Source organism: Mycobacterium sp. IDUB_17 (assembly GCF_055419465.1).
Genome location: NZ_JBVAXS010000008.1, coordinates 203,420 through 229,499, shown reverse-complemented (window position 1 = coordinate 229,499; position 26,080 = coordinate 203,420). Strand labels below are relative to the sequence as shown.

Annotated in this window: 13 protein-coding genes (1 of these 13 only partly in view); 10 read left to right on the top strand and 3 right to left on the bottom strand. The window is 65.0% G+C overall.

The window, feature by feature from the left end; all coding sequences use genetic code 11:
* Nucleotides 1–139 precede the first annotated feature (139 nt).
* From ACZYZ7_RS29145 to ACZYZ7_RS29130, 4 genes are all read left to right on the top strand, one after another.
* On the top strand, nt 140–733 hold the full coding sequence (locus ACZYZ7_RS29145; RefSeq protein WP_167858001.1) for an SGNH/GDSL hydrolase family protein: 594 nt from the start codon (nt 140–142) through the stop codon (nt 731–733).
* Nucleotides 730–2,037: a hypothetical protein gene (locus tag ACZYZ7_RS29140; RefSeq protein ID WP_463742342.1), complete on the top strand. Its 1,308-nt coding sequence runs from the start codon at nt 730–732 to the stop codon at nt 2,035–2,037. Before ACZYZ7_RS29145 ends, ACZYZ7_RS29140 begins: the two co-directional genes overlap by 4 nt.
* 31 nt (nt 2,038–2,068) lie before the next feature.
* Nucleotides 2,069–3,334 carry a Wzz/FepE/Etk N-terminal domain-containing protein gene (locus ACZYZ7_RS29135; RefSeq protein WP_450072964.1) on the top strand — a complete coding sequence of 422 codons (1,266 nt, stop codon included), beginning with the start codon at nt 2,069–2,071 and terminating at the stop codon, nt 3,332–3,334.
* A gap of 104 nt (nt 3,335–3,438) precedes the next feature.
* The gene (locus ACZYZ7_RS29130) at nt 3,439–4,881 is read left to right on the top strand and encodes an endo-1,3-alpha-glucanase family glycosylhydrolase (protein WP_463742341.1); all 1,443 of its coding nucleotides are present in this window, start codon (nt 3,439–3,441) and stop codon (nt 4,879–4,881) included.
* 22 nt (nt 4,882–4,903) lie between these two features.
* On the opposite strand, the gene ACZYZ7_RS29125 is transcribed toward ACZYZ7_RS29130, so the two are convergent.
* Complete coding sequence (locus tag ACZYZ7_RS29125) at nt 4,904–5,764, bottom strand: MaoC family dehydratase (protein WP_135458694.1); 861 nt, start codon at nt 5,762–5,764, stop codon at nt 4,904–4,906.
* A gap of 1 nt (nt 5,765) precedes the next feature.
* A complete protein-coding gene (gene kstD, locus ACZYZ7_RS29120) occupies nt 5,766–7,451 on the bottom strand; it encodes a 3-oxosteroid 1-dehydrogenase (protein WP_463742340.1) in 1,686 nt (561 codons plus the stop codon).
* A 73-nt stretch (nt 7,452–7,524) separates the two neighbouring features.
* Between kstD and ACZYZ7_RS29115 the strand changes: the two genes are divergently transcribed.
* The 4 genes from ACZYZ7_RS29115 to ACZYZ7_RS29100 all read left to right on the top strand — a co-directional run bounded on the left by ACZYZ7_RS29115 (nt 7,525) and on the right by ACZYZ7_RS29100 (nt 12,521).
* A complete protein-coding gene (locus ACZYZ7_RS29115; protein WP_450072968.1) occupies nt 7,525–8,310 on the top strand; it encodes a 2-keto-4-pentenoate hydratase in 786 nt (261 codons plus the stop codon).
* Nucleotides 8,311–8,334: 24 nt separating this feature from the next.
* Nucleotides 8,335–9,252: an acetaldehyde dehydrogenase (acetylating) gene (locus ACZYZ7_RS29110; protein WP_463742339.1), complete on the top strand. Its 918-nt coding sequence runs from the start codon at nt 8,335–8,337 to the stop codon at nt 9,250–9,252.
* On the top strand, nt 9,249–10,301 hold the full coding sequence (dmpG, locus tag ACZYZ7_RS29105) for a 4-hydroxy-2-oxovalerate aldolase (protein WP_450072970.1): 1,053 nt from the start codon (nt 9,249–9,251) through the stop codon (nt 10,299–10,301). The genes ACZYZ7_RS29110 and dmpG overlap by 4 nt, the downstream gene beginning before the upstream one ends.
* A 144-nt stretch (nt 10,302–10,445) precedes the next feature.
* Nucleotides 10,446–12,521 (top strand): RecQ family ATP-dependent DNA helicase, encoded by a 2,076-nt coding sequence (locus ACZYZ7_RS29100; protein ID WP_463742338.1) that lies wholly within the window; start codon nt 10,446–10,448, stop codon nt 12,519–12,521.
* A 439-nt stretch (nt 12,522–12,960) separates the two neighbouring features.
* Here the strand turns inward: ACZYZ7_RS29100 and ACZYZ7_RS29095 are convergent, their stop codons facing one another.
* Complete coding sequence (locus ACZYZ7_RS29095; RefSeq protein WP_463742337.1) at nt 12,961–13,464, bottom strand: DUF2505 domain-containing protein; 504 nt, start codon at nt 13,462–13,464, stop codon at nt 12,961–12,963.
* 202 nt (nt 13,465–13,666) lie between these two features.
* Between ACZYZ7_RS29095 and ACZYZ7_RS29090 the strand changes: the two genes are divergently transcribed.
* Both ACZYZ7_RS29090 and ACZYZ7_RS29085 read left to right on the top strand, forming a co-directional pair.
* A complete protein-coding gene (locus tag ACZYZ7_RS29090) occupies nt 13,667–13,897 on the top strand; it encodes an MbtH family protein (RefSeq protein WP_135458681.1) in 231 nt (76 codons plus the stop codon).
* A 49-nt stretch (nt 13,898–13,946) separates the two neighbouring features.
* Nucleotides 13,947–26,080, top strand: the 5' portion of a protein-coding gene (locus ACZYZ7_RS29085; RefSeq protein WP_463742336.1) for a non-ribosomal peptide synthase/polyketide synthase. Its footprint extends 10,633 nt past the window's final position; 12,134 of the gene's 22,767 nt are visible here — the first part of the coding sequence; it begins with the start codon at nt 13,947–13,949; its stop codon lies off the right edge, out of view.

Below are 26,080 nucleotides of genomic sequence, written 5' to 3'. Positions count from 1 at the left end.
CGCGGCGCGTGCGTCAGCGGGGCTGTTCTGTGTGGCCCTCCTGGCCTGTATTGGAGGTGCCGGATACGTGCAATGGCTGCGAAACGATGTGTCTACCCATAGGCAGGCATCTGGTTCCACTGTGTCCTCGATCGGGTCGATGTTCGACTACAAGCCGACGCTGCTGGTTGTCGGCGATTCCTTCGCCGGTGGTACCGGCGATCCGACGTTCCGCACGTACCCGTATCTGCTCGGCGATCGGCTCGGCTGGAGTCTCACCGTGGATGCGCAGGGGGGTACCGGATTCATCAACGTGGCGGGGGGTCCGGAGACGCACCGTGTCCCCTTCATCGATCGTCTCGCCAGGGATGAACAGGAATACAACGCGGACTACGTTCTGATCGACGGCGGTCGTAACGATCTCGGACTGCAACCCGCCGACGTCGTCGTCGCTGCCGACGAATACATAAAGAAAGTGCGTGCCACGTGGCCGAATGCCAAGATCATCGTGGTCCTGCCGTCTTATGTTTCGGCACAGGAGGCGTCGAACTTTCCCGCAGTTTCCAGTGGCATGAGGCGCAGTGCCGAAGAGGTGGGTGCGTACGTCATCGATCCCGTAGCGGAAGGCTGGTATCGCGGGAAAGACCTCGCGCCCTTCCTCTGGAAGGATGGCGTTCACCTCAATGGCGAAGGTAATGCGTATTACGCCGATCGGATCATCGGCAGCCTGAGGGCGATGGGGTTGGCGAAATGAAGAGTATCGGCACCCTGCTCGCGATTGCCCGGCGTAATTTTCTGGCGATGCTGTGCTGGGCACTGCTCGGCGGTGCCGCCGCCGGCGCCTTTACCTTCACTCTGCCGGTGGAATATCAGGCGACTGCCCGCGTGATGATCGTGGCGCCGTACTGGAACGATTCGACGGCCATCGCCGACCCCAATATCAGCGGTGCCGTGCTGGCTTATGGCGACGAGTTCACTCAGCAGAGGCTGGCGAGCTACGCACGCCTGGTCGAAACCCCGTTCATCACCGGGCCGGTGAGTGAACGTCTGGGTCTGGGGATCTCGGCGGGGGACCTGAGCCGCAAGGTGACCACGCACGTGATACCGGATACCGTCATCGTCGAGGTAGAAGCGATCGACGGGTCTCCGACGAGGGCAGCACTGATCGCCGACGAGACAGCCGAGCAATTGGTCGGCGCGGTCAAAGAAGTCGAGCGACCGCCCTTCACGCGGGTGTCACCGGTCCAGCCGTTGTTGGTGGACTCGGCCTCGGTTCCCGACCGGCCGGTGTCACCTCGGACAATCCTCATTATCGGATCGGGATTGCTGCTGGGGTTCCTGATCGGATTGACCTATGTCGCGATGCGGGAAGGCCGGGCAATTGCGGAGCTCGTGGGCTCTGCGGGCGACGCCGACGACGTACTCGGGATTCTGTCGGCGGATGAATCGGGTACCGACGTCGTCGACAGGGACGCGGGGCTGGTCGGTCTCCAGATCGAACGCTTGCGCGGTGATGCGTCGGCGCCTTTGGTTTTCGCTGCGCCCCGGGGTACGCCGGCCGTCACGTTGGCTGCCCGGCAGCTCGCCGCGGCCATGTCGGCCGACCGGGATCGGCACCCGATCGTCGTCGTTGCCGATCCGTCGGTGGTTGCCGGAGCAGCGGGGCGGCCGGGCCTTCTGGACGTGGCTGCGAATCGGTCGGCGCTCGATGACGCGATCATGTTCGACGACGTCGGGGGATTCGACTGGCTGCCGTTCGGAGGCTCGAGCGAGCCGGAGGTGCGTCCGCCTTGCGACGTACTGAACGGTGTGATCAATCTGCTGGCCGCCACGCGCGAGGTGATCGTCATTGCGCCGGCGGTGCTGGAATCGGTTGACGCGGTCGATCTCACGGGCTCCGGCACTGTGAACGTGCTGGTGACCGAGGCACCGGGAACGTCGAATTCCGATGTGCAAGAGGCTGAACGGCTGCTGCGATTGGGCCGGGGACGTTACCTGGGGCGCGTCATCGTGGCCGCGCCTGCATTGGCGCACAACGCCCTTGCCGACAGGTTGTAGGCGGCACTACGAAACGAAGTCCGGGGAGATCATGGAACTGTTGAAGCGCTGGTGGATCGTATTACGTCGACGTTGGCTGGTCGTTGCCATCTGCTCGGTCATGGCGTTGGTGGGGATGAGTGCCTATAACGTCACGGCCCACAGGCAGTACACGGCCTCTACTGAACTGTTCCTGCGGGCGCCCGACGTCAAGACTTCGGCTGGTGCATACCAGGGTGACCTCTTCTCGCGGCAGCGTGTGCAGACGTACGCGAAGATGTTCAAGAGTGACGACCTCGCCCAACGTGTCATCGACCGGCTGAAGTTGACGTTGTCCCCTCAGGAGCTGGTCAGTCAGGTATCCGCCTCGACGGTGAAAGATACTGTCCTGATGGTGGTTTCGGTGACCGATGCGAGTCCTGAGCGGGCAGCCAATATCGCCAACGGTTACGGAGACGTGCTCGATTCCTACGTGGCAAAGATCGAGTACATCGACAACAACCCCGATATACCACCGTTGGTTCAGGTGGTGGCTCGGGCGAATCCGGCGACGGCGGTTGCGACCGGGTTTCCGTTGTGGCTGGTAGGCGCTGCTGCGCTTACTTTCGGCTTGAGCGTGGCGCTGGCGTTGATTCAGCTCCTGGAACGCTTCGACACGAAGGTGCGGTCTCGTCGCGCTGTCGAGGACATCACCGGTAGCGAGGTGATCGGCCAATTCGCGCGCGACAAGGTACTCGCCCAGAGTGGCGATGTGGAGGCTGTTTTCGACACCGACGAGGGTTTCCGGCAGGCCGCGTTGCGCCTCAGCGTCAACGTCGAATCGGTTCTGCACCGTCTTCCCGACCTGAGCAAGCCACCGGTGTTGGCGGTAGTAGCCCCGCGTAGTGGGGATGGTGCGACCTTCGTGTCGAGAACGCTCGGTCGAGCGTTCACCGAACGCGGAAGATCCGTTGCGGGGGTTCAGTTCGGGTTGGAAGATGCGGTGTTCCAGCCGCAGCATTCGGATGGCGGTTCCACGACTACGACGACGGTCAGCTCCACGTCCTTGCTCGCCGCTGAAAGCTTCGACTTCCGCATGGACGCCGCGAAGGAAGGTGCTGACATCGTCATCGTCGATTGCCCGGCATTCACGGATTCCGTTGAGGCACAGGTGTTGGTCGGGGCGGCGGATGTCGTCGTCCTGGTGGTCGATGCCGGTGCGACGAAGCGTTCCTTGACCGAGACTGTGGCCGGCGTAAGGGTCATCGGTACCCCCGTCGTCGGAGTGGTTGTCAACTTCGCTCAAGGATCCACGACGGTCGACGGCCGCTATATGTGAGGGCGAGGTCGACTGGAAGCCGTGCAGAGACGACGCGAGCGATGGGCGCCATGACTAAAAGCAGGATCGCGGTGCAGGTCACCCTGGTCCTCGCGTTCGTGCCGGTGCTCGTGGCCACGAGCCTCGTTTTCACGCATCCGAATCCTCAACAGTCGCAGTCGCAGTCGCAGTCGCATCCCGAACGCGCTGTCACCGCGTACCTGCCGTTCGAATTGCCCAGCCGCCCGACGCCTCGCAAGGTATTCGCCCACTACGTACCGAACTTCCCTATTTCCATCGACAACAGGGACGGCGACAGTGACTACTACCAGCTCCAATATCTCTCCCCGGACGGCGAGGGGGGAATTCACGCTGACTACGGCGGACTGCTCCGAGACCGGCCTCTGCCTCGCAAACATATCGATCAACCAGATTGGCAGACAGAGGATTTCACCACAGAGATAGGTCAAGCCAAGTCGGTGGGCATCGATGGATTCGCGATAGATGTCATCAAGCCGCGGGCGGAGTCCGACATCGTGGACAAGCTGCTGGCGGCTGCTGCCCTGAATGCCGGCTTCGACATCCTCGTCACCGCCGATATGTCCGGTCCCCTGTTGGATCTTTCCGTCGACGAGCTCGTCGCAGATCTCTCGACGTATCTCGCTGCGCCTGCGGCATATCGGCTCGCGGATGGTCGTCCTGTGCTCAGCGCGTTCGCCGCCGAGCGCCGTCCGCCCCAGTGGTGGGCAGCAGTCTTGGCAGCCCTGAGCGCGAGATTGCATTCCGAGATTGCGTTCGTCCCCGTCTTCGTCGACGTCTCGAACATCGCGGCATACGATTCGATCTCCTACGGGTTGTCCGCCTGGGGCGGGAGGAACCCCCGCGGAATGGCGCCGACGGATCACGTCGATGGATCGCCTGGTGACCTGATCAAGCAAGCGCATCTTCGCGGGAAGATCTGGATGCAATCCGTCCCGTTCCAGGACAGCCGGCCACGGAACGGCATCTTCGAGGAGTCGTTGAACGGAACGACCAATCGAATGGCGTGGCAGCTTGCGATCGAGAAAGGGGCCGAATGGGTTCAGCTGATCACATGGAACGACTACGCCGAATCAACAGCAATGGCTCCATCGATTGCCCACGGATGGCGAATGCTCGATCTCAACGCGTATGACATCACCGTGTTCAAGTGGGGCGAGATTCCCAGAATCGTCCGTGACTCGATTGTTGTCTCGTACCGTACGCAGCCCGTCGCAGCTCTTCCGACATATCCCGAAACGCTCCTGATGCGTCCGGTGCCCCACACCACCGAACCGCGTGACGCCGTCGAGGTGGTCAGTTTTGCCGCCGCACCCAGCCGAGTCGAGATCGCTGCCGGCGATCAGAAGACGTCGTGTTTCGCCGGCACCGGCCGCGGGGTATGCGTGGCGCCGCTGCGCCCCGGATCTTTCACGGTGACGATGTCACGCGATGGCGTCGTGGTGGCGTCAGCGGACGCGGATGTCCCGGTGGTCGAGCAACCGTTCATTCAGGACCTGCAATACCGACTGGTTGGAGGCTTACGCTAGCGGCAGCGCCCGTCCCGACGGCCTAGGCCGGGACGAGCTCCACTCCGGACAGCACGACGGCGTTGTCCCGCGACGGTGCCGTGAGCACGCCGATGAACTTGCCGTCTTCCTTCCAGATGTTGGCCTGCAGCGTCTCGCCGGGGATCACCACGCCGGCGAACCGGGCACCGTAGGAAGCCACCTGGGAGACGTCGCCGTCGAGCAGGTTGTCGACGATGGCCTTGCAGCCGATGCCGTAGGTGCACAGCCCGTGCAGGATCGGCCGTTCGAAGCCCGCCGCCGCGGCGAAGGCCGGGTCGGAGTGCAGGGGGTTGCGGTCACCGCACAGCCGGTACAGCAGCGCCTGCTGCGGCAGCGTCGGCAACGAGATCTCGATATCCGGTGCGCGATCGGGCAATTCGGCGGACGTCGCGGGTCCGCGCTCACCGCCGAATCCACCCTCGCCGCGGGCGAAGATCGACCGCTTGGTGGTCCACAGAACCTTGCCGGATTCATCGGTCACCGTGGATTCGCTGACGATGACGGCGGCCTTGCCCTTGTCCCAGATCTCGGTGAAGCGCTGCACCGACTTCGCGGTTCCGCTGGTCGGGATCGGGCCGGGCACGCTGACGGCCTCGCTGGCGTGCAGCACCTTCGACAGCTCGATGTCGATGCCGGGGAACTGAACCTTGGGCGGCTCGGTCATGTGGAAGCTGACCGCGACATTGCCGAACGTCGGCAGCACCTGTGGGGTGTCGTCGACGAGATAGCGCAGCTCGCGGGCGTCCATCGGGTCGGCGCCGGCGCCGAGGCCCAGGTGGTACAGCTGGATGTCGCTGCTGGTCCAGGAGAACTCGATGGGTTCCAGCTCGGCGCCCAGCGCCTTGTCGAGATCGATCGGCATGTCAGGCCTTTCCAGCCGCGGCGATGTCGAGTGCCGCGAGGTATCCGAAGGTCATGGCGGGGCCGATGGTCCCGCCCGGGCCGGGGTAGGTGTGACCCATCACCGGTGAGCTGACGTTACCTGCGGCGTAGAGGCCCTCGATCGCGGAGTCGTCGTCGCGTAGCACCCGGCCGACGAGGTCGGTGCGGACACCGCCCTTGGTGCCCAGGTCGCCCGGCACCATCTTGGCCGCGTAGTACGGGCCGTGCTTGATCTCGCCGAGGTTGGGGTTGGGTTTGTTCGTCGGATCGCCGTAGTAGCGGTCGTAGGCGCTCTCGCCGCGGTGGAAGTCCTCGTCCACCCCGGAGCGGGCGAAACCGTTGAACCGGTCGATGGTCGCGGCGAACCCGTCGGCGGGCAGACCGGTCTTGGCGGCCAGCTCCTCGAGCGTGTCGGCCTTGACGATGACGCCAGACTCCAGCCACTTCTTCGGAATACGTTGTCCGGGTTGCAGACCCGCGAAGATGAAGCGGTCGCGATATTGCTGGTCGAAGATGAGCCAGGCCGGGATGTTCTCGCCGGGGCCCGCGCCCTGGCCGTACTCGCCGCCGTACATGTGGTGGCAGGCCTCGACGTACGGCATCGATTCGTTCATGAACCGCTTGCCGGCCATGTTGACGATGATCGAGCCGGGGGAGTTGCGCTCGGACAGGGCGAACCACGGCGAGTCGGTCAGCGGGACCGTCGGGCCCCACCACGAGTCCTCCATGAATTCCAGTGCAGCACCCTGCTTTTCGGCGGCCAGGATGCCGTCGCCGGTGTTGGCGACCGCGCCCACGGTCCACTCGGTGGTGATGGGGGCGCGCTGGTACTTCACCCGCATCTGCTCGTTGTGCTCGAATCCGCCCGAGCCGAGGATCACTGCGCGGCGTGCGCGGATCAGTTGCGGCTCGGCGGAAGCGTCGCGGGGATCGACAACGTAGACGCCGCGGACGGCGCCGTCCTCGACATAGAGATCGGTCAGTGCGGTGTTCAGCTGGACCGGGACTCCGGCCTGCTGCAGGCCGATGCGCAGTGGCGCGATCAGCGCTCGGCCCATGCCGACCAGGTTCTTGCCGGTGGCGTTGGCCCACACGGAGCGGACTCCCACCTTGATGCTGCGCAGAACGCCGCGGGGATGACGCTTGAGCTGGTTGAGCCGGACGTAGTCCTGCTGCATCACCACCATGTTCATCGGGACCTTGCCGTACGGCGGCTCCAGGCCCTTCTCGTCAACCCCGAGCTTCTTGGCGTTGAACGGCTTGGGCTCGACCGAGCGGCCGGTGGGCTTGCCGCCGGGAGTCTCGGGGTAATAGTCGGAGTATCCGGGCACCCAGCACAGCTTGAGCGGGGAGTTCTTCAGGACGAACGACAGCATCTCCGGCGAGCGGTCGAGGTAGGTGTCGATCTTCTCCGCCGGCACCACGTCACCGATGATTTTGTGCAGGTAGGTGCGGGCGGCCTCGGGGGTGTCTTTCACGCCGTCGCGTTTGAGAATCTCGTTGTTCGGGATCCACACCCCACCACCTGACCGCGCAGTGGAACCTCCATAGTGCGGCGCTTTCTCTACGACTACTGTCGAGAGGCCCTGATGGGCTGCGGTGAGGGCGGCGACCATGCCGGCAGCGCCGCTGCCGACCACGACAACGTCGTACTCCTGTCCAGTCATGTAGAACACGTTATAGAATTGACCGGCAATCCAACAACCGCCCCGGTCAAAGAAGTGAGGGGAATTCACCAGAATGCTTAGCGACGAGGTACGCGCCCAGTTGGCGGCCGACCTGGCCCAAGCCGAGCGCAGCCGGGTCCCGATGACTCCGTTGACCGACGGCCACCCCGACATCGATGTGGTTGATGCCTACGAGGTCCAGCTGATCAACATCCGTCAGCGGGTCGCCGAGGGCGCCCGGATCGTGGGTCACAAGGTCGGACTGTCCAGCAAGGCGATGCAGGACATGATGGGTGTCGACGAGCCCGACTACGGCCACCTTCTCGACGAGATGCAGCTTTTCGAAGACAAGCCGGTCAAGTCGTCTGAGTACCTCTACCCGCGAGTTGAAGTCGAGCTCGCATTCATTCTGGCCGACGACCTGCCGGGGGCGGGCTGCACCGAGGAGGACGTGCTCGCCGCCACCGCCGCGTTCGCCCCTGCGATCGAGCTGATCGACACCCGCATCACCAACTGGCAGATCAAGTTGTGCGACACGATCGCCGACAACGCCTCGAGCGCCGGTTGGGTGCTCGGGGAAACGCGCGTCTCGCCCAAGGACATCGACGTCAGCAATATCGACGCAGTGTTGACCAACCGGGGTGAGTTCGTGGCCCAGGGGAACAGTGAGGCGGTGCTGGGCAATCCGGTCACCGCGGTGGCCTGGCTGGCCCGCAAGGTGGAGAGCTTCGGGGTGCGCTTGCAGGCCGGTGACGTCGTGTTGCCGGGGGCGTTCATGCGTGCGATAGATGCACCTCCGGGCAGCGATTTCGTCGCCGAGTTCACCGGGTTAGGTTCTGTACATCTTTCCTTCGAATGATGTTTCGAGTAATAGGGAGCCAATATGGCTGATAAGGCATCTGTCGCGATTGTCGGGTCGGGCAACATCAGCACCGACCTGCTGTACAAGCTGTTGCGTTCGGAGTGGCTGGAGCCGCGCTGGATGATCGGCATCGATCCGCAGTCTGAGGGGTTGGCCCGGGCTCGCAAGCTGGGCCTGGAAACCAGCCACGAGGGTGTGGACTGGCTGCTGGCCCAGGACGAGAAGCCGGACCTGGTGTTCGAGGCCACCAGTGCCTATGTGCACCGGGACGCGGCCCCGCGGTACGCCGAGGCCGGCATCCGGGCCATCGACCTGACCCCCGCTGCCGTCGGGCCCGGCGTGATCCCGCCGGCGAACCTGCGCGCGCACCTCGACGCCCCCAACGTCAACATGGTCACCTGTGGTGGCCAGGCCACGATCCCGATGGTGTACGCGGTGAGCCGAGTGGTGGACGTTCCTTACGCCGAGATCGTCGCCTCGGTGTCGTCGGCCTCGGCCGGTCCGGGCACCCGGGCCAACATCGACGAGTTCACCAAGACCACCAGCGCGGGTGTGCGCGACATCGGTGGGGCCCGCAACGGCAAGGCGATCATCATCCTCAACCCGGCCGAGCCGCCGATGATCATGCGCGACACCATCTTCTGCGCGATCCCCGAGGACGCCGACCACGCCGCGATCACCCAGTCGATCAAGGACGTGGTGGCCGAGGTGCAGACCTATGTGCCGGGCTACCGCCTGCTCAACGAACCGCAGTTCGACGAACCGTCGGTGGTCAACGGTGGAAATCACCTGGTCACCGTGTTCGTGGAAGTGGAGGGTGCCGGTGACTACCTGCCGCCCTACGCTGGAAACCTGGACATCATGACCGCGGCGGCGACCAAGGTCGGCGAGGAGATCGCCAAGGAGTCGCTGGCGGTATCGGGAGGTGCACAAGCATGAGTGACGTTTTCTTCAATTCCGCATGGGACGTCCGGATGACCGACACGTCGTTGCGTGACGGGTCCCATCACAAGCGGCACCAGTTCACCAAGGATGAGGTCGGCGCGATCGTCGCGGCCCTGGATGCCGCCGGTGTGCCGGTCATCGAGGTGACCCACGGCGACGGCCTGGGCGGGTCGAGCTTCAACTACGGGTTCTCCAAGACCCCGGAGCAGGAGCTGATCAAGCTGGCCGCCGAGACGGCCAAGGAAGCCAAGATCGCCTTCCTGATGCTGCCCGGTGTGGGCACCAAGGAAGACATCAAGGAAGCCCAGGGCAATGGTGGCTCGATCTGCCGTATCGCCACCCACTGCACCGAGGCCGACGTGTCGATCCAGCACTTCGGGTTGGCCCGCGAGCTGGGCCTGGAGACCGTCGGGTTCCTGATGATGAGCCACACCATCTCTCCGGAGAAGCTGGCCAAGCAGGCCCGCATCATGGCCGACGCCGGCTGCCAGTGCGTCTATGTCGTGGACTCCGCGGGAGCCCTGGTGCTCGAAGGTGTCGCAGACCGGGTGTCGGCGCTGGTCGCCGAACTCGGCAACGATGCGCAGGTCGGTTTTCATGGCCACGAGAACCTCGGCCTGGGCGTGGCCAACTCGGTCGAGGCCGTGCGCGCGGGTGCCAAGCAGATCGACGGCTCATGCCGCCGGTTCGGCGCGGGTGCGGGCAACGCACCGGTCGAGGCGCTGGTCGGGGTGTTCGACAAGATCGGCGTCAAGACCGGCATCGACTTCTTCGACATCGCCGATGCCGCCGAAGAGGTCGTCGCCCCGGCGATGCCGGCCGAGTGCCTGCTGGACCGCAACGCGCTCGTGATGGGCTACGCGGGGGTGTACTCCAGCTTCCTCAAGCACGCGGTGCGCCAGGGTGAACGCTACGGCGTGCCCGCCCACGAGCTGTTGCTCCGCGTCGGCCAGCGCAAGCTGATCGGCGGTCAGGAAGACCAGCTGATCGACATCGCACTCGAGATCAAGCGCGAACAGGAAGCGGAAGCCGCCAAGGCCTAGCCTTCGGGTCGTTCGAAAAGCATTGCCACGCTGGGCCTTCCGGGATCGGAGGGCCCAGCGTGCATTCTGTGTCGGTGTGGTGGCCGGCGGGCGATCCGGTATGGGGTGATCACCCTGTCGGCGCAGACCGGCACGATAGGACGTATGGCAACCCGCGAGCAGGCCCAGTCGATCCTCGAACAACTGGCGGGGTCCACCGCGGTACTGCGCGATGACCAGTGGGCTGCCATCGAGGCCCTCGTGGTCCAGCGGCGCCGCGCGCTTGTGGTGCAGCGGACCGGGTGGGGCAAGTCCGCGGTCTACTTCATCGCGGCCAAGCTGCTGCGCGCCTCCGGTCGCGGGCCCACGGTCATCGTGTCGCCGCTGCTGGCGCTGATGCGCAACCAGGTATCCGCGGCGGAGCGGGCCGGGGTGCGGGCCGCCACCATCAACTCCGGCAATGTCACCGAGTGGGACGCGATCCATCAGCAGGTTGCCGAAGGCGAACTCGACGTACTGCTCGTCAGCCCCGAACGGCTCAACAATCCCGACTTCCGTGACAACGTCCTACCGGCACTGGCCGCCGATGCGGGGCTGGTGGTGGTCGACGAGGCGCACTGCGTTTCGGACTGGGGACACGACTTCCGGCCGGACTACCGCCGGATCCGTACCCTGGTCGCCGAATTGGGTTCTCAGGTACCGGTTCTCGCCACCACGGCGACCGCCAACGACCGGGTGGTCGGTGACGTCGCGGCCCAGTTGGGGGTGGGCGGGTCGGATACCTTGGTGCTGCGCGGCGGCCTGGACCGCGAGTCGTTACGGCTGTCCGTGGTACAGGCTGGCACCCCCGCGCAACGCGCCGCCTGGATCGCCGCGCAACTGGATGCCCTGCCCGGCTCCGGCATCATCTACACCCTGACCGTGGCCCAGGCGCACGACGTGGCGGCGCTTCTGTCCGAGCACGGCCACAAGGTGGCCGCCTACACCGGGTCCACCGACACCACCGAACGCGAACAACTGGAATCCGACCTGCTCGACAATCGGGTCAAGGCGCTGGTGGCGACGTCAGCGTTGGGGATGGGCTTCGACAAACCCGATCTGGGGTTCGTCGTGCATCTGGGGGCGCCGTCGTCTCCGATCGCCTACTACCAGCAGGTGGGGCGCGCTGGGCGCGCGACCGAGAGCGCCGAGGTGATCCTGCTTCCCGGCACCGAGGATCAGGACGTCTGGAGGTACTTCGCGTCGGTGGCGTTCCCGTCGGAATCAATGGTGCGCCACGTCATCGGTGCACTGGAGACCGACCGTGCACAGTCCACCCAGGCGCTGGAACCGCTGGTCGACCTCAACCGGTCGCGCCTCGAGATGGTGCTCAAGGTGCTCGACGTGGACGGTGCGGTCCGCCGGGTGAAGGGCGGCTGGATCGGTACCGGAGAGCCCTGGAGTTATGACGAGCCCCGCTACCGCGCGCTCGACGAGGCACGCCGCCGGGAGCAGCAGGCGATGCTCGACTATCAGGCTACGGACGGCTGCCGGATGGTGTTCCTGCGTGGCCAGCTCGACGATCCCGAGCTGGTGCCTGACACACGCTGTGGCCGATGTGACAACTGCACCGGCCGGCGCTACGAGGCCGCGGTGGCGCAGGACATTCTCACCGATACCGCGCAACGGTTGTCCCGGCCGGGCGTCCTGGTTGCCCCGCGCAAGCAGTGGCCCTCCGGACTGGCTGCGCTGGGTGTGCCGTTGTCCGGCCGGATCGCCGACGGTGCCGCGCCGGGCCGGGCGATCGGCCGACTCACCGATCTGGGCTGGGGAGCGCGGCTACGGCGCCTGCTGGCCGAACCCGACGGCGAGGTACCCGACGACGTGATCGGGGCGGCCATCGAGGTGCTCAAGGCATGGGATTGGGATCAGCGGCCGGCTGCGGTCATGGGGCTGGACTCTCAGGCACATCCGGCGTTGATCTCTTCGACGGTGGCGCGGCTGGCGCAGATCGGACGGCTGACAAACCTGGGCGTCCTGTCCTACACCCCGCACCATCGGCCCGTCACCGCCGCGAATTCGGCCTATCGGGTGGCAGCGTTGGATGGCGCGTGGGCACAGCCACGACTCGATTCGAAGGGTCCGGTGTTGTTGGTCGACGACATGACCGACACCGGATGGACCTTGACGATGGCCACCCGCGTGCTGCGCGACGCAGGTGCGAGCGAGGTCTTGCCGTTCGTGCTGGCAAGCGTCAGTTGAGGGTTGCAGACCGATTCTGGAAACCTCAATCAAGATCTGAATAATTGCGCGACGAATTCCGTACATGGCCATTTATTTCACTTGTCAACAATTAATGATCGACGCACGGCGAATGTTTGATATTGATTGTGATCTTCCTGGCAGCGGTCTGTTAGCCAGGGTGGCCCGTGTTTGCAATCGCAAATTTTGCGACTGGTGATCTTGGCCTGCATTATTCGAGACAATGCGGCGCCATCATGGCTAACTCAATGTCCGCCGCCAGCGGCTGCAGAACCCGCGGACTAGCAGTATTGCAGCCCATGGCCATGGTTTGCTGATTAGTTGCGCGGTTATGCATCTGCGACTCGCTACCGGGCTTCGGCAGGTTCATCTGGCCAGGGGACAACGCGCCCCGTTTCGCTGGATTGAACTACACGGATGTCGTGCAGGGTGGGTTCGGTCAGACGTGGCTCGTGATCCATTCGGCCGTGAAGCGCTGCACGACGGAGATGTTCTGCACCAACATGCGGCCCATCAGGCCCTCGATCTTCCCGCCGATCAGCGGGACCTTGAACTCCGCGGTCGCTGCACACTTCAGCTGCGACCCGTCCGACCTGGGTGTTATGAGTGCCGTACCGACCCAGGACCCGGGCGCCCCGTGCGGCACGACACTGACCTCGCCGCGTACCCGCCCACCGCCGATCGCACGCCACTTCTCGTTCTGGACTATCTGCCACTCGCTGGGGAAGAACTTCGTGAAAGGTGCTGGTAGGCCATCTGGGCGCAGGTTGTGCACGACGACGGCGGTGATGGAGCCATCGGTATCCACGCTCAACGTGTCGAGCCGGCCGAGGCTGCCGAACTTCGTCAGCCGTGCAAGCCAGTAGTCCCGTTCGCCGAATGCAAAATGGATTTGCTCAACTGTGGCTGATGAGTCGACCGTGAAGTCGAATGACCGCGACACAGCAACAGGATATGCCCGGATCTTCGATTTCTACACCCCCGTGAAGAGAAGTCGATATGCTGGCGCCCTGCAACTAGGTACGGCATAGCTGGAGTGGGCCAAAGAAACAAAAACAACGCGGGCGTAGGTGTGGGGTAATGCAGTCCTGCCTCCGGAACGTTGCGACGCTTTTCCTGGTCCACTAGACGGTGGGGAGGACCAGATGAGCATCAACCCTTTCGACGATGACAACGGTCGTTTTCTCGTCCTGATCAACGACGAGGAGCAACACAGCCTGTGGCCGACCTTCGCCGACGTTCCAGCCGGCTGGAAGGTGGCCTTCGGCGAAGCGGATCGCGCCGCGTGTCTGGACTACATCGAACAGAACTGGCCGGACATCCGGCCGAAGACGCTGCGCGACAGGCTGGCGCAAGGTCAGGCCTCTGATACGTAGACGGGCCCGGGGGGGGGGCTCGCATGACATCTCGCGGTGGGAGATTCCGATGCAGCAGGATCAACAATCGCTGCCGGTAACGCGCGCACAGCTCGACATCTGGCTGGCGCAAGACATGGCTCGCTCCGGTACGGAGTGGCAACTCGGACTGTTCGTGAGAATCGCAGGCACGGTAGAGCGCGACGTCCTTGAGTGGGCGATCTGTCGGGTGATCCGTGAGGCCGAACCCGTACGGGCCACGTTCTTCGAAGTCGACGGTCAGGTTTTCCAGAGAGCGGTCGACTATTCGAATGTCGCGCTGGACTTCTATGACGTCCGGAACGCGGACGACCCCGTTCAGGAAGCCCGCGACCTGGCGGCGGCAATCCAGCGCACACCAATGCCGTTGACCGGGCCGCTGTTCAGGTTCGCACTCTTCCAGACCCGTATCGATGAACACTTCCTGATCGCGTGCTTCCACCACATCGTGGTGGATGGCACCGGGCTCGCGCTGATCGGCCATCGCGTTGCGTCCGTCTACTCCGCAACTGTCACCGGCGCTCCCATCTCATCCGACTTGTTCGGCTCGTTGTCCGATCTGGTCGACTCTGAATCGGACTACGAGGCCTCAGGGGACTACCTCGACGATGAGGCCTACTGGGCCGGAAACCTTCCCCCTGACGACGAGCAGCAGTATCCACTGCCTGTGGCCACGGACGAGCACGACCCGTACTGGTCTTCTGCGCCGGTGCAATTGGATCCCTCGGTTCTGCGCCGTGTTGAGCAGTCCGCCCAACTGAAGAGTCTCCCGCGATCGTCGGTCCTCACCGCGGCCTTGGCGCTGTTGGTCCGCGGTTGGCGTGCGCAAGGCGCGACCGTGGTTCTGGATTTTCCGGTCAGCCGGCGAGTGAGCCCTGAAGCGCGAACCATTCCCGGGATGGTGGCGGGGGTTGTGCCACTGGTACTGGATGCGTCGCCGCAAACGTCGATCACCGATTTCTGCGAACAAGCTGACAGCCGGATTCGGGAAGCGTTGCAGCATCAGCGTTTCCCGGTGCGCGGGCTTGAGCGCAAGGTCAACTCGCGCGGGTCGGGCCAGTTGGCGAACCGGGTCAGCGTCAACTTCCTTCCGTCGACGTTCACCCTGGACTTCGGCGGTGCGGAGGCATCCGCGACCTTGACCAACGCCGGTGTTGTGGGTGGCTTCGGGTTGATCTTCTCGGGCGCCGGCGACCAGCTCTTCCTCAGCGCCATGGGTTCTGGGCAGCCGTTCTCGAACTTCGAGATCGCTGAACTGGCCGTCCGGTTGGAGCGGGTGCTGGTGGCGATGACGGCCGATCCGTCGCGCGCGTTGTCAACGGTGGATGTGTTGGATCGCGATGAGTGTTCGCGCCTCGGAACGGTCGGCCATTGGGCGGTCTTGCGGCAGCCAGTGGACGAAGAGTCGATTCCGGGATTGTTCGCGGCGCGGGTGGCGCAGGCCCCAGACGCGGTGGCGATCAGCTTCGACGGTCGTTCAATGTCCTATCGGGAGTTGGATGAGGCCTCGAATCGGTTGGCGCACCTGTTGGTCGACCAGGGTGCGGGCCCGGGTACCTGCGTGGGTTTGCTTGCCGAGCGCTCGGCTGATGCGGTCGTTGCCATCTTGGGTGTATTGAAGTCGGGAGCGGCGTATCTGCCGATTGATCCGGCGGTGCCGGACGCCCGGATCGAGTTCATGGTGGCAGATGCCGCACCGGTGGCGGTGCTGACCACGGCGGCGTTGGTCGAGCGGCTGGACGGTCGTGCCGTGGCGGTCATCGATATGGCTGATCCGCGGATCGCCGCGCGGCCGGCGACGGCCCTCGCGGTCCCGTCTGCTGACGACGTGGCACACATCATCTACACATCGGGGACGACGGGAACGCCGAAAGGCGTTGCAGTCACGCATCAGAACGTGACCCGGCTCTTCGATGGTATGGACGTCGGTGTCGAGATGGGTCCGGGCCAGGTGTGGGCTGCGTGTTCGTCGTTGGCTTTCGATTATTCGGTGTGGGAGATCTGGGGGGCGTTGCTGCACGGCGGGCGACTGGTTATGGTGCCCGAGCAGACCGCCCGGTCGCCCGAGATGCTGCAAGCGCTCCTGGTCGGGGAGCGGGTGACGGTTCTGAGCCAGACTCCCTCTGCTGTAAGTGTTTTGGATCCCGCGCAGTTGGATTCAGTGGCGGCGCTGATGGTGGCTGCCGAGGCGTGTCCGGTGGATGTGGTGGATCGGTGGGCGCCGGGCCGGGTGATGATCAACGGCTACGGGCCGACGGAGACGACGGTATATGCCACGATCAGCGCTCCGCTGGTGCCCGGTTCGGATTCCGTCCCGATTGGTGTGCCGGTGCCGGGCGCTGCGCTGTTTGTTCTCGATCAGTGGCTACGCCCGGTGACTCCGGGTGTGGTGGGTGAGTTGTACGTGGCGGGCCGGGGTGTGGGTGTGGGTTATGTGCGCCGTCCGGGGTTGACTGCGTCGCGGTTCGTCCCGTGCCCGTTCGGTGGTGACGGATCGCGGATGTATCGGACCGGGGATCTGGTGTCGTGGGGTCCTGATGGGCAGTTGCGGTATGCCGGGCGGGCTGATGAGCAGGTCAAGATTCGTGGGTATCGGATCGAGTTGGGCGAGATTCAAACGGTTTTGGCTGGTGTGGATGGGGTCGATCAGGCGGTGGTGATCGCCCGTGAGGACCGTCCGGGTGAGAAGCGTCTGGTGGCTTATCTGACCGGTGTTGCGGATCCGGTGCAGGTGCGGGCTGTGTTGGCGCAGCGGTTGCCGAGTTATATGGTGCCTGCGGCGGTCGTGGCGCTGGAGCAGTTGCCGTTGACGGTTAACGGCAAGCTGGACAAGCGGGCCCTGCCGGCACCCGAATACGTCGGTGACGGGTATCGCGCCCCGACCAACGCGGTCGAGGAGATCCTGGCCGGCATCTTCGCTCAGGTGTTGGGGTTGGATCGGGTGGGGGTGGATGACTCGTTCTTCGACCTCGGCGGCGACAGCATTCTGGCGATGCGTACGGTCGCGGCGGTCAACACCAGTCTGGATGCCGGGCTTGCCGTGCGCACCTTGTTCGATGCACCGACGGTGGCCCAGTTGGCACCTCGCGTCGGCGAAAGCGTCGACCGGCGCGCACCATTGGTCGCCGGTGAACGCCCCGAAGCTATTCCACTGTCGTTTGCACAGGGCCGGCTGTGGTTCCTCAACCGGTTCGAGGACGGGGCCGCGACCTACAACATGCCGACGGCGTTCCGGATCAACGGTGCCCTCGATGTGGAAGCGCTCTCATCGGCCCTCGATGACGTGATCTCCCGGCACGAGTCACTGCGCACGGTGTTTCCTCAAGTCGACGGCTTGGCCTTCCAGAAGGTGCTGCCTGCCGAGCCGGGATTGTGGCGGCGCGGCGGGCCCGCGGTGGTACGGGTGCCGGAGGTCGATCTGGCCGGCGAGCTGATGGCGTTGGCGGCGTACCGGTTTGATCTGGCCGCCGAGATCCCGATCAGGGCGCAGATCTACGAGTTGGGCCCCGAACGGTATGTGCTCGGAATTGTGCTGCATCACATTGCTTTTGATGGTTGGTCAATGGCGCCCATGGCCCGGGATGTGGGCGTGGCATATCGGGCCCGGCTCCATGACCAGGATCCGGACTGGGTGCCGCTGCCGGTGCAGTACGCCGACTACACGTTGTGGCAACAGGATTGGCTGGGCGCGGAGTCGGATCCTGACAGCGTGATCGCCAGCCAGTTGGGATACTGGCGCCAGGAGCTGGCGGAACTTCCCGAGGTAGTGTCGCCGCCCGCGGATCGTTCCCGCCCGCCGGTACCGAGCTATCGCGGAGATGCGGTCGAGATGAGCATCGCCCCGCCGGTGTGGGCGGGGGTCAAGGCGGTTGCCGCGGCGCACAACGCGACGGTGTCGATGGTGTTGCAGGCCGCGATGGCGGTGGCGCTTCAGCGGGCCGGGGCCGGCGAGGACATCGCGCTGGGTACGCCGATCGCCGGACGCAACGATCAGGCGCTCGACGAGCTGGTCGGGTTCTTCGTCAACACCTGGGTGCTGAGGGTGGCTGTCGAGCCCGCACTGCGGTTCGGCGAGGTGTTGGAGCGGGTGCGGCAGAAGGCGCTGGACGCCTATGCCAATCAGGATGTTCCGTTCGAGTTGCTCGTGGAGCGGCTCAACCCGACGCGCTCCACCTCGCACCATCCGTTGTTCCAGGTGGCCCTGGCCTTCCAGAACAATGTCCGCCCGGAGATCGCGTTGGACGCGCTGAGCGTCGAGCCGTTGACCGCCGACATTCGTACCGCCCGGTTCGACCTCGAGTTCGATCTTCGAGAGCTACCCAGTGGGGATGCGTGTGCGCTGTTCGATCTGAAGGCAACGCCCGCCGAGGGGCTCGGTGCGCTGATGGCGGCCGGCACGGTGGCCTATGCCACGGATTTGTATGACCGGTCCAGTATCGAGCGGTTGGTGGGTTGGTTCGGTCGGGTGCTTGAGACCGTGGTGGCTGACTCGTCAGTCGTGGTGGGCGAGGTGGCTCTGCTGGAACCAGATGAGCGGGATCGGTTGTTGCGCAACTGGTCTGGCTCGGGTGTTGGCGCTCCGGTGGGTTTGGGTCCGGAGTTGTTGGCGGCGGCGGTGGCTGCGGATCCGGATGGTGTGGCGGTTGTCGACGGGGAACGGGTCCTGTCGTATCGAGAGCTGGATGAGGCATCGAACCGGTTGGCTTGGGGGTTGATCGGTGCGGGGGTGGGTCCGGAGCGTGCGGTGGGCGTGGCGATGGGCCGCTCTTTGGAGTTGGTGGTCGCGTGGTGGGCGGTGCTCAAGGCCGGCGGGGTGTATGTACCGGTGGATCGGTCGCATCCGGCTGAGCGGATCGCCACGGTACTCGACACCGTCGGCGCGGCCTGCGTTCTGACCCTCGGTGCTGACAGTGTCGACGGGTCCGGAGTGCGTCCGGTATTGGACATGGCCGCATTGGACCTTTCGGAGCAGTCTTCTGAACCGATCACTGACGTGGATCGGTTGGCGCCGTTGAGTATTGACAATGCCGCCTACGTGATCTTCACGTCCGGCTCCACCGGCACGCCCAAAGGTGTGGCGATCAGCCATGCCGGTGTGTTGGGGGTGGCTGCGGCGCATCGTGAGTTGTTCGGGGTGCGCCCGGGCGCGCGGGTGCTGATGGTGGCCGCACCGACGTTCGATGCCTCGGTGTTCGAGTGGTTGTGGGCGGTGTCCTCGGGCGCTGCGCTGGTGGTGGCTCCTCCGGATTCCTATGCCGGTGAAGCGCTGAACGAGGTCTTGCACCACCAGCGGGTTGATGCCGCGTTGATCACCCCGACGGTGCTGGCGACGCTCGACCCGGCCCGCGTCGACGGACTGGACACGCTGGTCACCGGCGGGGAGGCGTGCCCTGCGGAGCTGGTGGCGGCGTGGGCACCCGGACGGGCGATGTTCAACGCCTACGGGCCTACCGAGGTCACCATCTGGTCGACCTGGAGTGCTCTCTCGAGTGGCGAACCGGTACGGATCGGCGCCCCGGTTCCCGGCACACATGCGCTTGTACTCGATACGCGGCTGAATCCGGCGCCGGTCGGGGTGATCGGTGAGCTGTATCTGGCCGGCCCGGCGGTGGCTCGCGGTTATGTCGGCCGGCCCGATCTGACGGCGGACCGGTTCGTGGCCAACCCGTTTGGGGCACCCGGAACCCGCATGTATCGCACCGGAGACCTGGTGCGCTGGACCCCGGCGGGAAGCCTCGAGTACCTGGGCCGGGCCGACGCGCAGATCAAACTGCGCGGTCAGCGGCTGGAACTAGGGGAGATCGAGAACACGATGCTGGCCTGCCCCCAGGTCACCCAGGCGGCGGCGACGATACATCGCAGCAGTACCGGGGTCGATCACCTCGTCGGTTACATCGGTCTCGAACAGACCAGCACCGCCGGTCACGACGCCGAAGTCGTCGACCAGTGGCAGAACATCTACGACGAGCTGTATGACGCCGATCTCCAGGTGGTGGAGTTCGGCAACGATTTCCGGGGTTGGAACAGCAGCTACACCGACGATCCGATTCCGTTGCCGGAGATGGCCGAATGGCGTTCGAAGACGGTCGACCGGATCCTGGCTCTGCAACCGCGACGGGTGCTGGAGGTCGGCGTCGGCTCGGGGCTGATGCTGTCGCAGATTGCCCCGAAGTGCGTGGAGTACTGGGGCACAGACTTTTCCGCGCCGACGATCGCCAAGCTGCAGGCTGAGGTTTCCGGGCAGTCGTGGGGCGATCGGGTGCAATTGTCGACCCGACCCGCGCACGTCACCGAGGGGCTTCCGCAGGAGCACTTCGACGTTGTGCTCATCAACTCTGTGGTCCAGTACTTCCCGAGCGCCGGATATCTGGCGGAGGTCATCGACAAGGCAGTGGAGCTGCTGGCCCCGGGCGGGACGTTGTTCGTCGGCGATGTGCGCAACCACAGTCTGCAGGGCGCATTCCAGACGGGCATCGCCCTGGCGCGCAGCGGTAGCGGAACCGACACCGACGACATCCGTCAACGCGTGCAACGCGCAACGGTGGGCGAACACGAATTGCTGTTGTCCCCAGAGTTCTTCACCAGCTGGGCAGCTGAGCACCCTGCGGTCGGTGGTGTGGGTATCCACGTCAAACGTGGTGAAGCCGACAACGAGCTGACCCGGTACCGCTACGACGTCATCATTCACAAGGCGCCGGCGCAGGTGTGTTCGCTGGCCGGTGCGCCCGACTGGGCGTGGACAGAATGCGCGGGTCTGAGTGGGTTGAGCGCCGAGTTGACGGCTCGACGTCCGTCCACCGCGCGGGTCAGTTCGATTCCCCGCACCGGGGTGATCGCCGATGTCGCCATCGAACAGGCACTCGCCGCCGGGCTCCCGCTCGCCGAGGCGCTCGTCCATGCCAACACGATCGCCACTGCCGAGGATGTCGTCACCCCCGAGCAGCTGTACCGGCTCGGCGAGGCCGCCGGATATCACGTCGGGGTCACCTGGGGCACTCAGCCCGGCACCCTGGACGCCGTCTTCATCCGGGCGTCCGACGGCGAGGCGATGCCGGCGCTCACCGATCTCTACCAACCCGCCACCGATGCCCGTCAGCACGGCGGATACGCCAACGACCCCCACACCAATGCCAAGGTCGGTGAGGTGCGCCAGTGGTTGGCCGAACAGCTGCCCGAATACATGGTGCCGGCCCAGATCGTTGTGCTGGAAGAGTTCCCGCTGACCTCCTCAGGGAAGATCGACCGCAAGGCGTTACCCGAACCGACGTTCACCGCCACGTCCTTCCGGGCCCCGCAGACCCAGACCGAGAAGATCGTCGCCGAGGTGTTCACCGAGGTGCTGGGGCTCGGCAGGGCCGGCCTCGATGATGATTTCTTCGCCCTCGGCGGCGATTCGTTGATCGCGATTCGCGTCAGCGCGAGGCTGCAGTCGTCGCTCGGTTGGGATGTGCCGGTGCGGTACCTGTTCGATGAGCCCACCGTCGGAGGGCTCGCCGACTACCTGGACCGGCATCGGGACAGCGCGGCTCGCCCGCCGTTGAGCGTGCAACCTCGTCCCGAGGTCCTGCCGTTGTCGTATGCCCAACAACGGTTGTGGTTCCTGGAACAGCTGCAGGGTCCCTCGCCGATCTACAACATGGCTGTCGCGCTGCGACTTCGGGGGCGACTGGACGCCGACGCGCTGGGTTCGGCCTTCATCGATGTCATCGCTCGTCAGGAAAGCCTGCGCACGCTGTTCACCGCGGTCGACGGTGTCCCACGACAGCTTGTGGTGCCCGCGGGGCAGGTTGACTTCGGCTGGGAAGTGGTCGACGCCGGCCTGTGGTCAGGCGATCGGCTGAATGAGGCCATCGGTGCGACAGCGCGGTACAGCTTCGACCTGACGAAAGAAATTCCGTTGCGGGCCAGGCTGTTCCGAATCAGTGCCGACGAGCACGTGATGGCGGCAGTCGTGCACCACATCGCCGCCGACGGCTGGTCGGTGGCTCCGCTGGTGGCGGATCTGAGTGTGGCCTATTCGAGCCGGTGCGGGGGCAGGGCACCGATCTGGGCGCCGCTGCCGGTGCAGTACGTGGACTACACGTTGTGGCAGCAGGAGTGGCTGGGTTCGGACTCTGATCCCGACAGCGTGATCTCAGAGCAGGTGGCCTACTGGGAGGATGCGCTGGCGGGCCTTCCCGAACGTCTGGAGTTGCCGACGGACCGGCCATATCCACCCGTCGCAGACTACCGGGGCGCCAGCGTGGCGGTCGACTGGCCGGCCGAGTTGCAGCAGCAGATCGCCCGGGTCGCAAGGGAACACAACGTCACCAGCTTCATGGTGGTGCAGGCCGCGCTGGCCGTGCTGTTGTCCGAGCACAGCGGTAGCACCGATGTGGCGGTTGGGATCGCGACGGCCGGTCGTGGCGAGTCGGCCCTCGACGAGCTGGTGGGATTCTTCGTCAACACACTTGTCCTGCGGGTCGATCTGACCGGAGATCCGACGGTGGCCGGCCTGCTGGCGCAGGTGCGCCGGCGCGCCCTGGGTGCCTATGAGCATCAGGATGTGCCCTTCGAAGTGTTGGTGGACCGGCTCAATCCGACCCGCAGTCTCACCCACCACCCGCTGGTGCAGGTCCTGTTGACCTGGCAGAACCTGCCGTGGCGGCACAGCGATCCGGCCGCCGGACTGGCGTTGGGTGACGTCGAGGCCACCCCGCTGGAGGCCGAAACCCAGACTGCCAGGACAGATTTGGTGTTCTCACTGGCTGAGCACTACAACAGCACGGGTGCACCCACCGGTATCGCCGGGATGGTGGAGTTCCGCACCGACGTGTTCGACGACGCCAGTATTCAGACTCTGATCGACCGGCTGCAGCGGGTGCTGGTGGCGATCACGGCCGACACCACGCAGCGGTTGTCTGCGGTCGACCTGCTGGTTGTCGCCGAACTGGTGCGGCTGGACGAGTTGGGGCACCGGGCGGTACTGGCGCGGGCGGTGGTCGAGGACTCGATTCCGGGATTGTTCGCGGCGCGGGTGGCGCAGGCCCCAGACGCGGTGGCGATCAGCTTCGACGGTCGTTCAATGTCCTATCGGGAGCTGGATGAGGCCTCGAATCGGTTGGCGCACCTGTTGGTCGCCCAGGGCGCGGGTCCGGGCGAATGTGTGGCGCTGTTGTCGGATCGGTCGGCGTCTGCGGTTGTGGCGATTCTGGGAGTCTTGAAGTCCGGTGCGGCCTATCTGCCGGTTGATCCGGTGGTGCCGGATGGGCGTGTCGAGTTCATGTTGGGTGATGCCAAACCGATTGTGGTGTTGACCAGTGCGGAGTTGGCTGAGCGGGTTCGTGGGTGTGGTGTCGCGGTCATCGATGTGGACGATCCACGGATTGATCGCCAGCCCAGCACTCCGTTGCCGGTTCCGGATGCCGATGATGTTGCGCACGTGATCTATACGTCGGGGACGACGGGTGTACCGAAGGGTGTGGCCGTTGCGCATCGGAATGTGACGCGGCTTTTCGATGGTCTTGACGTCGGTGTCGAGATGGGTCCGGGCCAGGTGTGGGCTGCGTGTTCGTCGTTGGCGTTCGATTATTCGGTGTGGGAGATCTGGGGGGCTCTGCTGCATGGTGGCCGCTTGGTGGTGGTCCCGGAGCAGGTGACGCGTTCGGCTGAGGATCTACATTCGCTTCTGGTTGAGCAGCGGGTGACAGTGCTGAGTCAAACTCCTTCTGCGGTGGGGATGTTGGCGCCGGAGGGTTTGGAATCGGTATCGACGTTGATGGTGGCTGCCGAGGCGTGTCCGGTGGATGTGGTGGATCGGTGGGCGCCGGGCCGGGTGATGATCAACGGCTACGGGCCGACGGAGACGACGGTATATGCCACAGTCAGTGGTCCGCTCGAGGTGGGTTCGTCGGTGGTGCCGATCGGGTTCCCCGTGCCGGGTGCGGCGTTGTTCGTGTTGGATCGGTGGTTGCGCCCGGTGCCGCCCGGTGTGGTGGGTGAGTTGTATGTGGCTGGCCGGGGTGTGGGTGTGGGTTATGTGCGCCGTCCGGGGTTGAGTGCGTCGCGGTTCGTGGCGTGTCCGTTTGCGGGCAACGGGTCGTCGGGCCAGCGGATGTATCGGACCGGGGATCTGGTGTCGTGGGGTCCTGATGGGCAGTTGCGGTATGCCGGGCGGGCTGATGAGCAGGTCAAGATTCGTGGGTATCGGATCGAGTTGGGCGAGATTCAAACGGTTTTGGCTGGTGTGGATGGGGTCGATCAGGCGGTGGTGATCGCCCGTGAGGACCGTCCGGGTGAGAAGCGTCTGGTGGCTTATCTGACCGGTGTTGCGGATCCGGTGCAGGTGCGGGCTGTGTTGGCGCAGCGGTTGCCGAGTTATATGGTGCCCGCGGCGGTCGTGGCGCTGGAGCAGTTGCCGTTGACGGTCAACGGCAAGTTGGACAAGCGGGCCCTGCCGGCACCCGAATACGTCGGTGACGGGTATCGCGCCCCGACCAACGCGGTCGAGGAGATCCTGGCCGGCATCTTCGCTCAGGTGCTGGGGTTGGATCGGGTGGGGGTGGATGACTCGTTCTTCGACCTCGGCGGCGATTCCCTGTCGGCGATGCGCCTCGTCGCGGCGGTCAACACCAGCCTGGATGCCGGGCTTGCCGTGCGCACCTTGTTCGATGCACCGACGGTGGCCCAGTTGGCACCTCGCGTCGGTGAGAGTGCCGACCGGCGCGCACCATTGGTCGCCGGTGAACGCCCCGAAGTCATTCCACTGTCCTACGCACAGAAGCGTATGTGGTTCCTCGATCAGTTGCAGGGGCCGTCGCCCATCTACAACATGGCCGTGGGTCTGCGGTTGACGGGGAGTCTGGATGCGGATGCGTTGGGCGCGTCTCTGGCTGATGTCATCGCCCGGCAGGAGAGCCTGCGGACGCTGATCGTCGCGGCCGATGGTGTGCCGCGGCAGGTGGTGGTACCGGCAGAGCAGGCCGATTTCGGTTGGCGGGTCGTCGCCGCCGGTGATTGGCCGGCAGACCGGCTGGAGGAAGCCGTCAGCGCGGTGGTATGCCACAGCTTCGATCTGTCCACCGAGATTCCGTTGCGGGCAACGCTGTTCCGTGTTTCCGAGGATGAACATGTGCTGGTGACGGTGGTGCACCATATCGCTGCCGACGGCTGGTCGGTGACACCGTTTGTGGCGGACCTGGGCATGGCCTATACCAGTCGCGTCGCCGGGCAGGCCCCCGATTGGATGCCGTTGCCGGTGCAGTACGCCGACTACACGTTGTGGCAACAGGATTGGCTGGGTGTGGAGTCCGATCCCGACAGTGTGATCGCCGGTCAGCTCGCGTATTGGGAGCAGGAGTTGGCCGGGCTTCCCGAGCGCTTGGAGTTGCCGACGGATCGGCCGTACCCGCCGACCGCGGACTACCGCGGTTCCAGCGTGGCGGTGGACTGGCCGGCGCAGTTGCAGCAGCAGGTCGCCCGGGTGGCTCGCGAACACAACGTCACCAGCTTCATGGTGGTGCAGGCCGCATTGGCGGTGCTGTTGTCGAAGCACAGCTCCAGTTCTGATGTGGCCGTGGGATTCCCGATTGCCGGCCGTGGTGAGTCGGCGCTCGACGAGTTGGTCGGATTCTTCGTCAACACGCTGGTCCTGCGGGTGGACATCGCCGGAGATCCCACCGTGGCCGACCTGCTGGCGCAGGTGCGCCAGCGGGCCCTGGGTGCCTACGAGCATCAGGATGTGCCCTTCGAGGCGCTGGTGGACCGGCTCAACCCGACCCGCAGCCTGACGCACCACCCCTTGATCCAGGTCATGCTGGCTTGGCAGAACTTTGGTGGGGATCCGGCGGCTGACCTGACGTTGGGTGACCTGCGAATCACGCCGCTGTCGTCTGAAACAAATACTGCCCGTATGGACCTGGCGTTCTCGCTGGCTGAGCAGTGGACCCCCGAGGGCGAGCCGGCCGGCATCTCCGGGGTGGTGGAGTTCCGCACCGATGTCTTCGACGCCACCAGCGTCGAAACCCTGGTCGAACGCCTGCAACGGGTACTGGTGGCGTTCACCGCTGATCCGTCGCGGGTGGTGTCGTCGGTCGACGTGCTCGATCAAGATGAACATTCCCAACTGGATCAGGTCGGCAATCAGGCCGTACTGAACCAGACGGATGCGGCAATGTCGATCCCGGC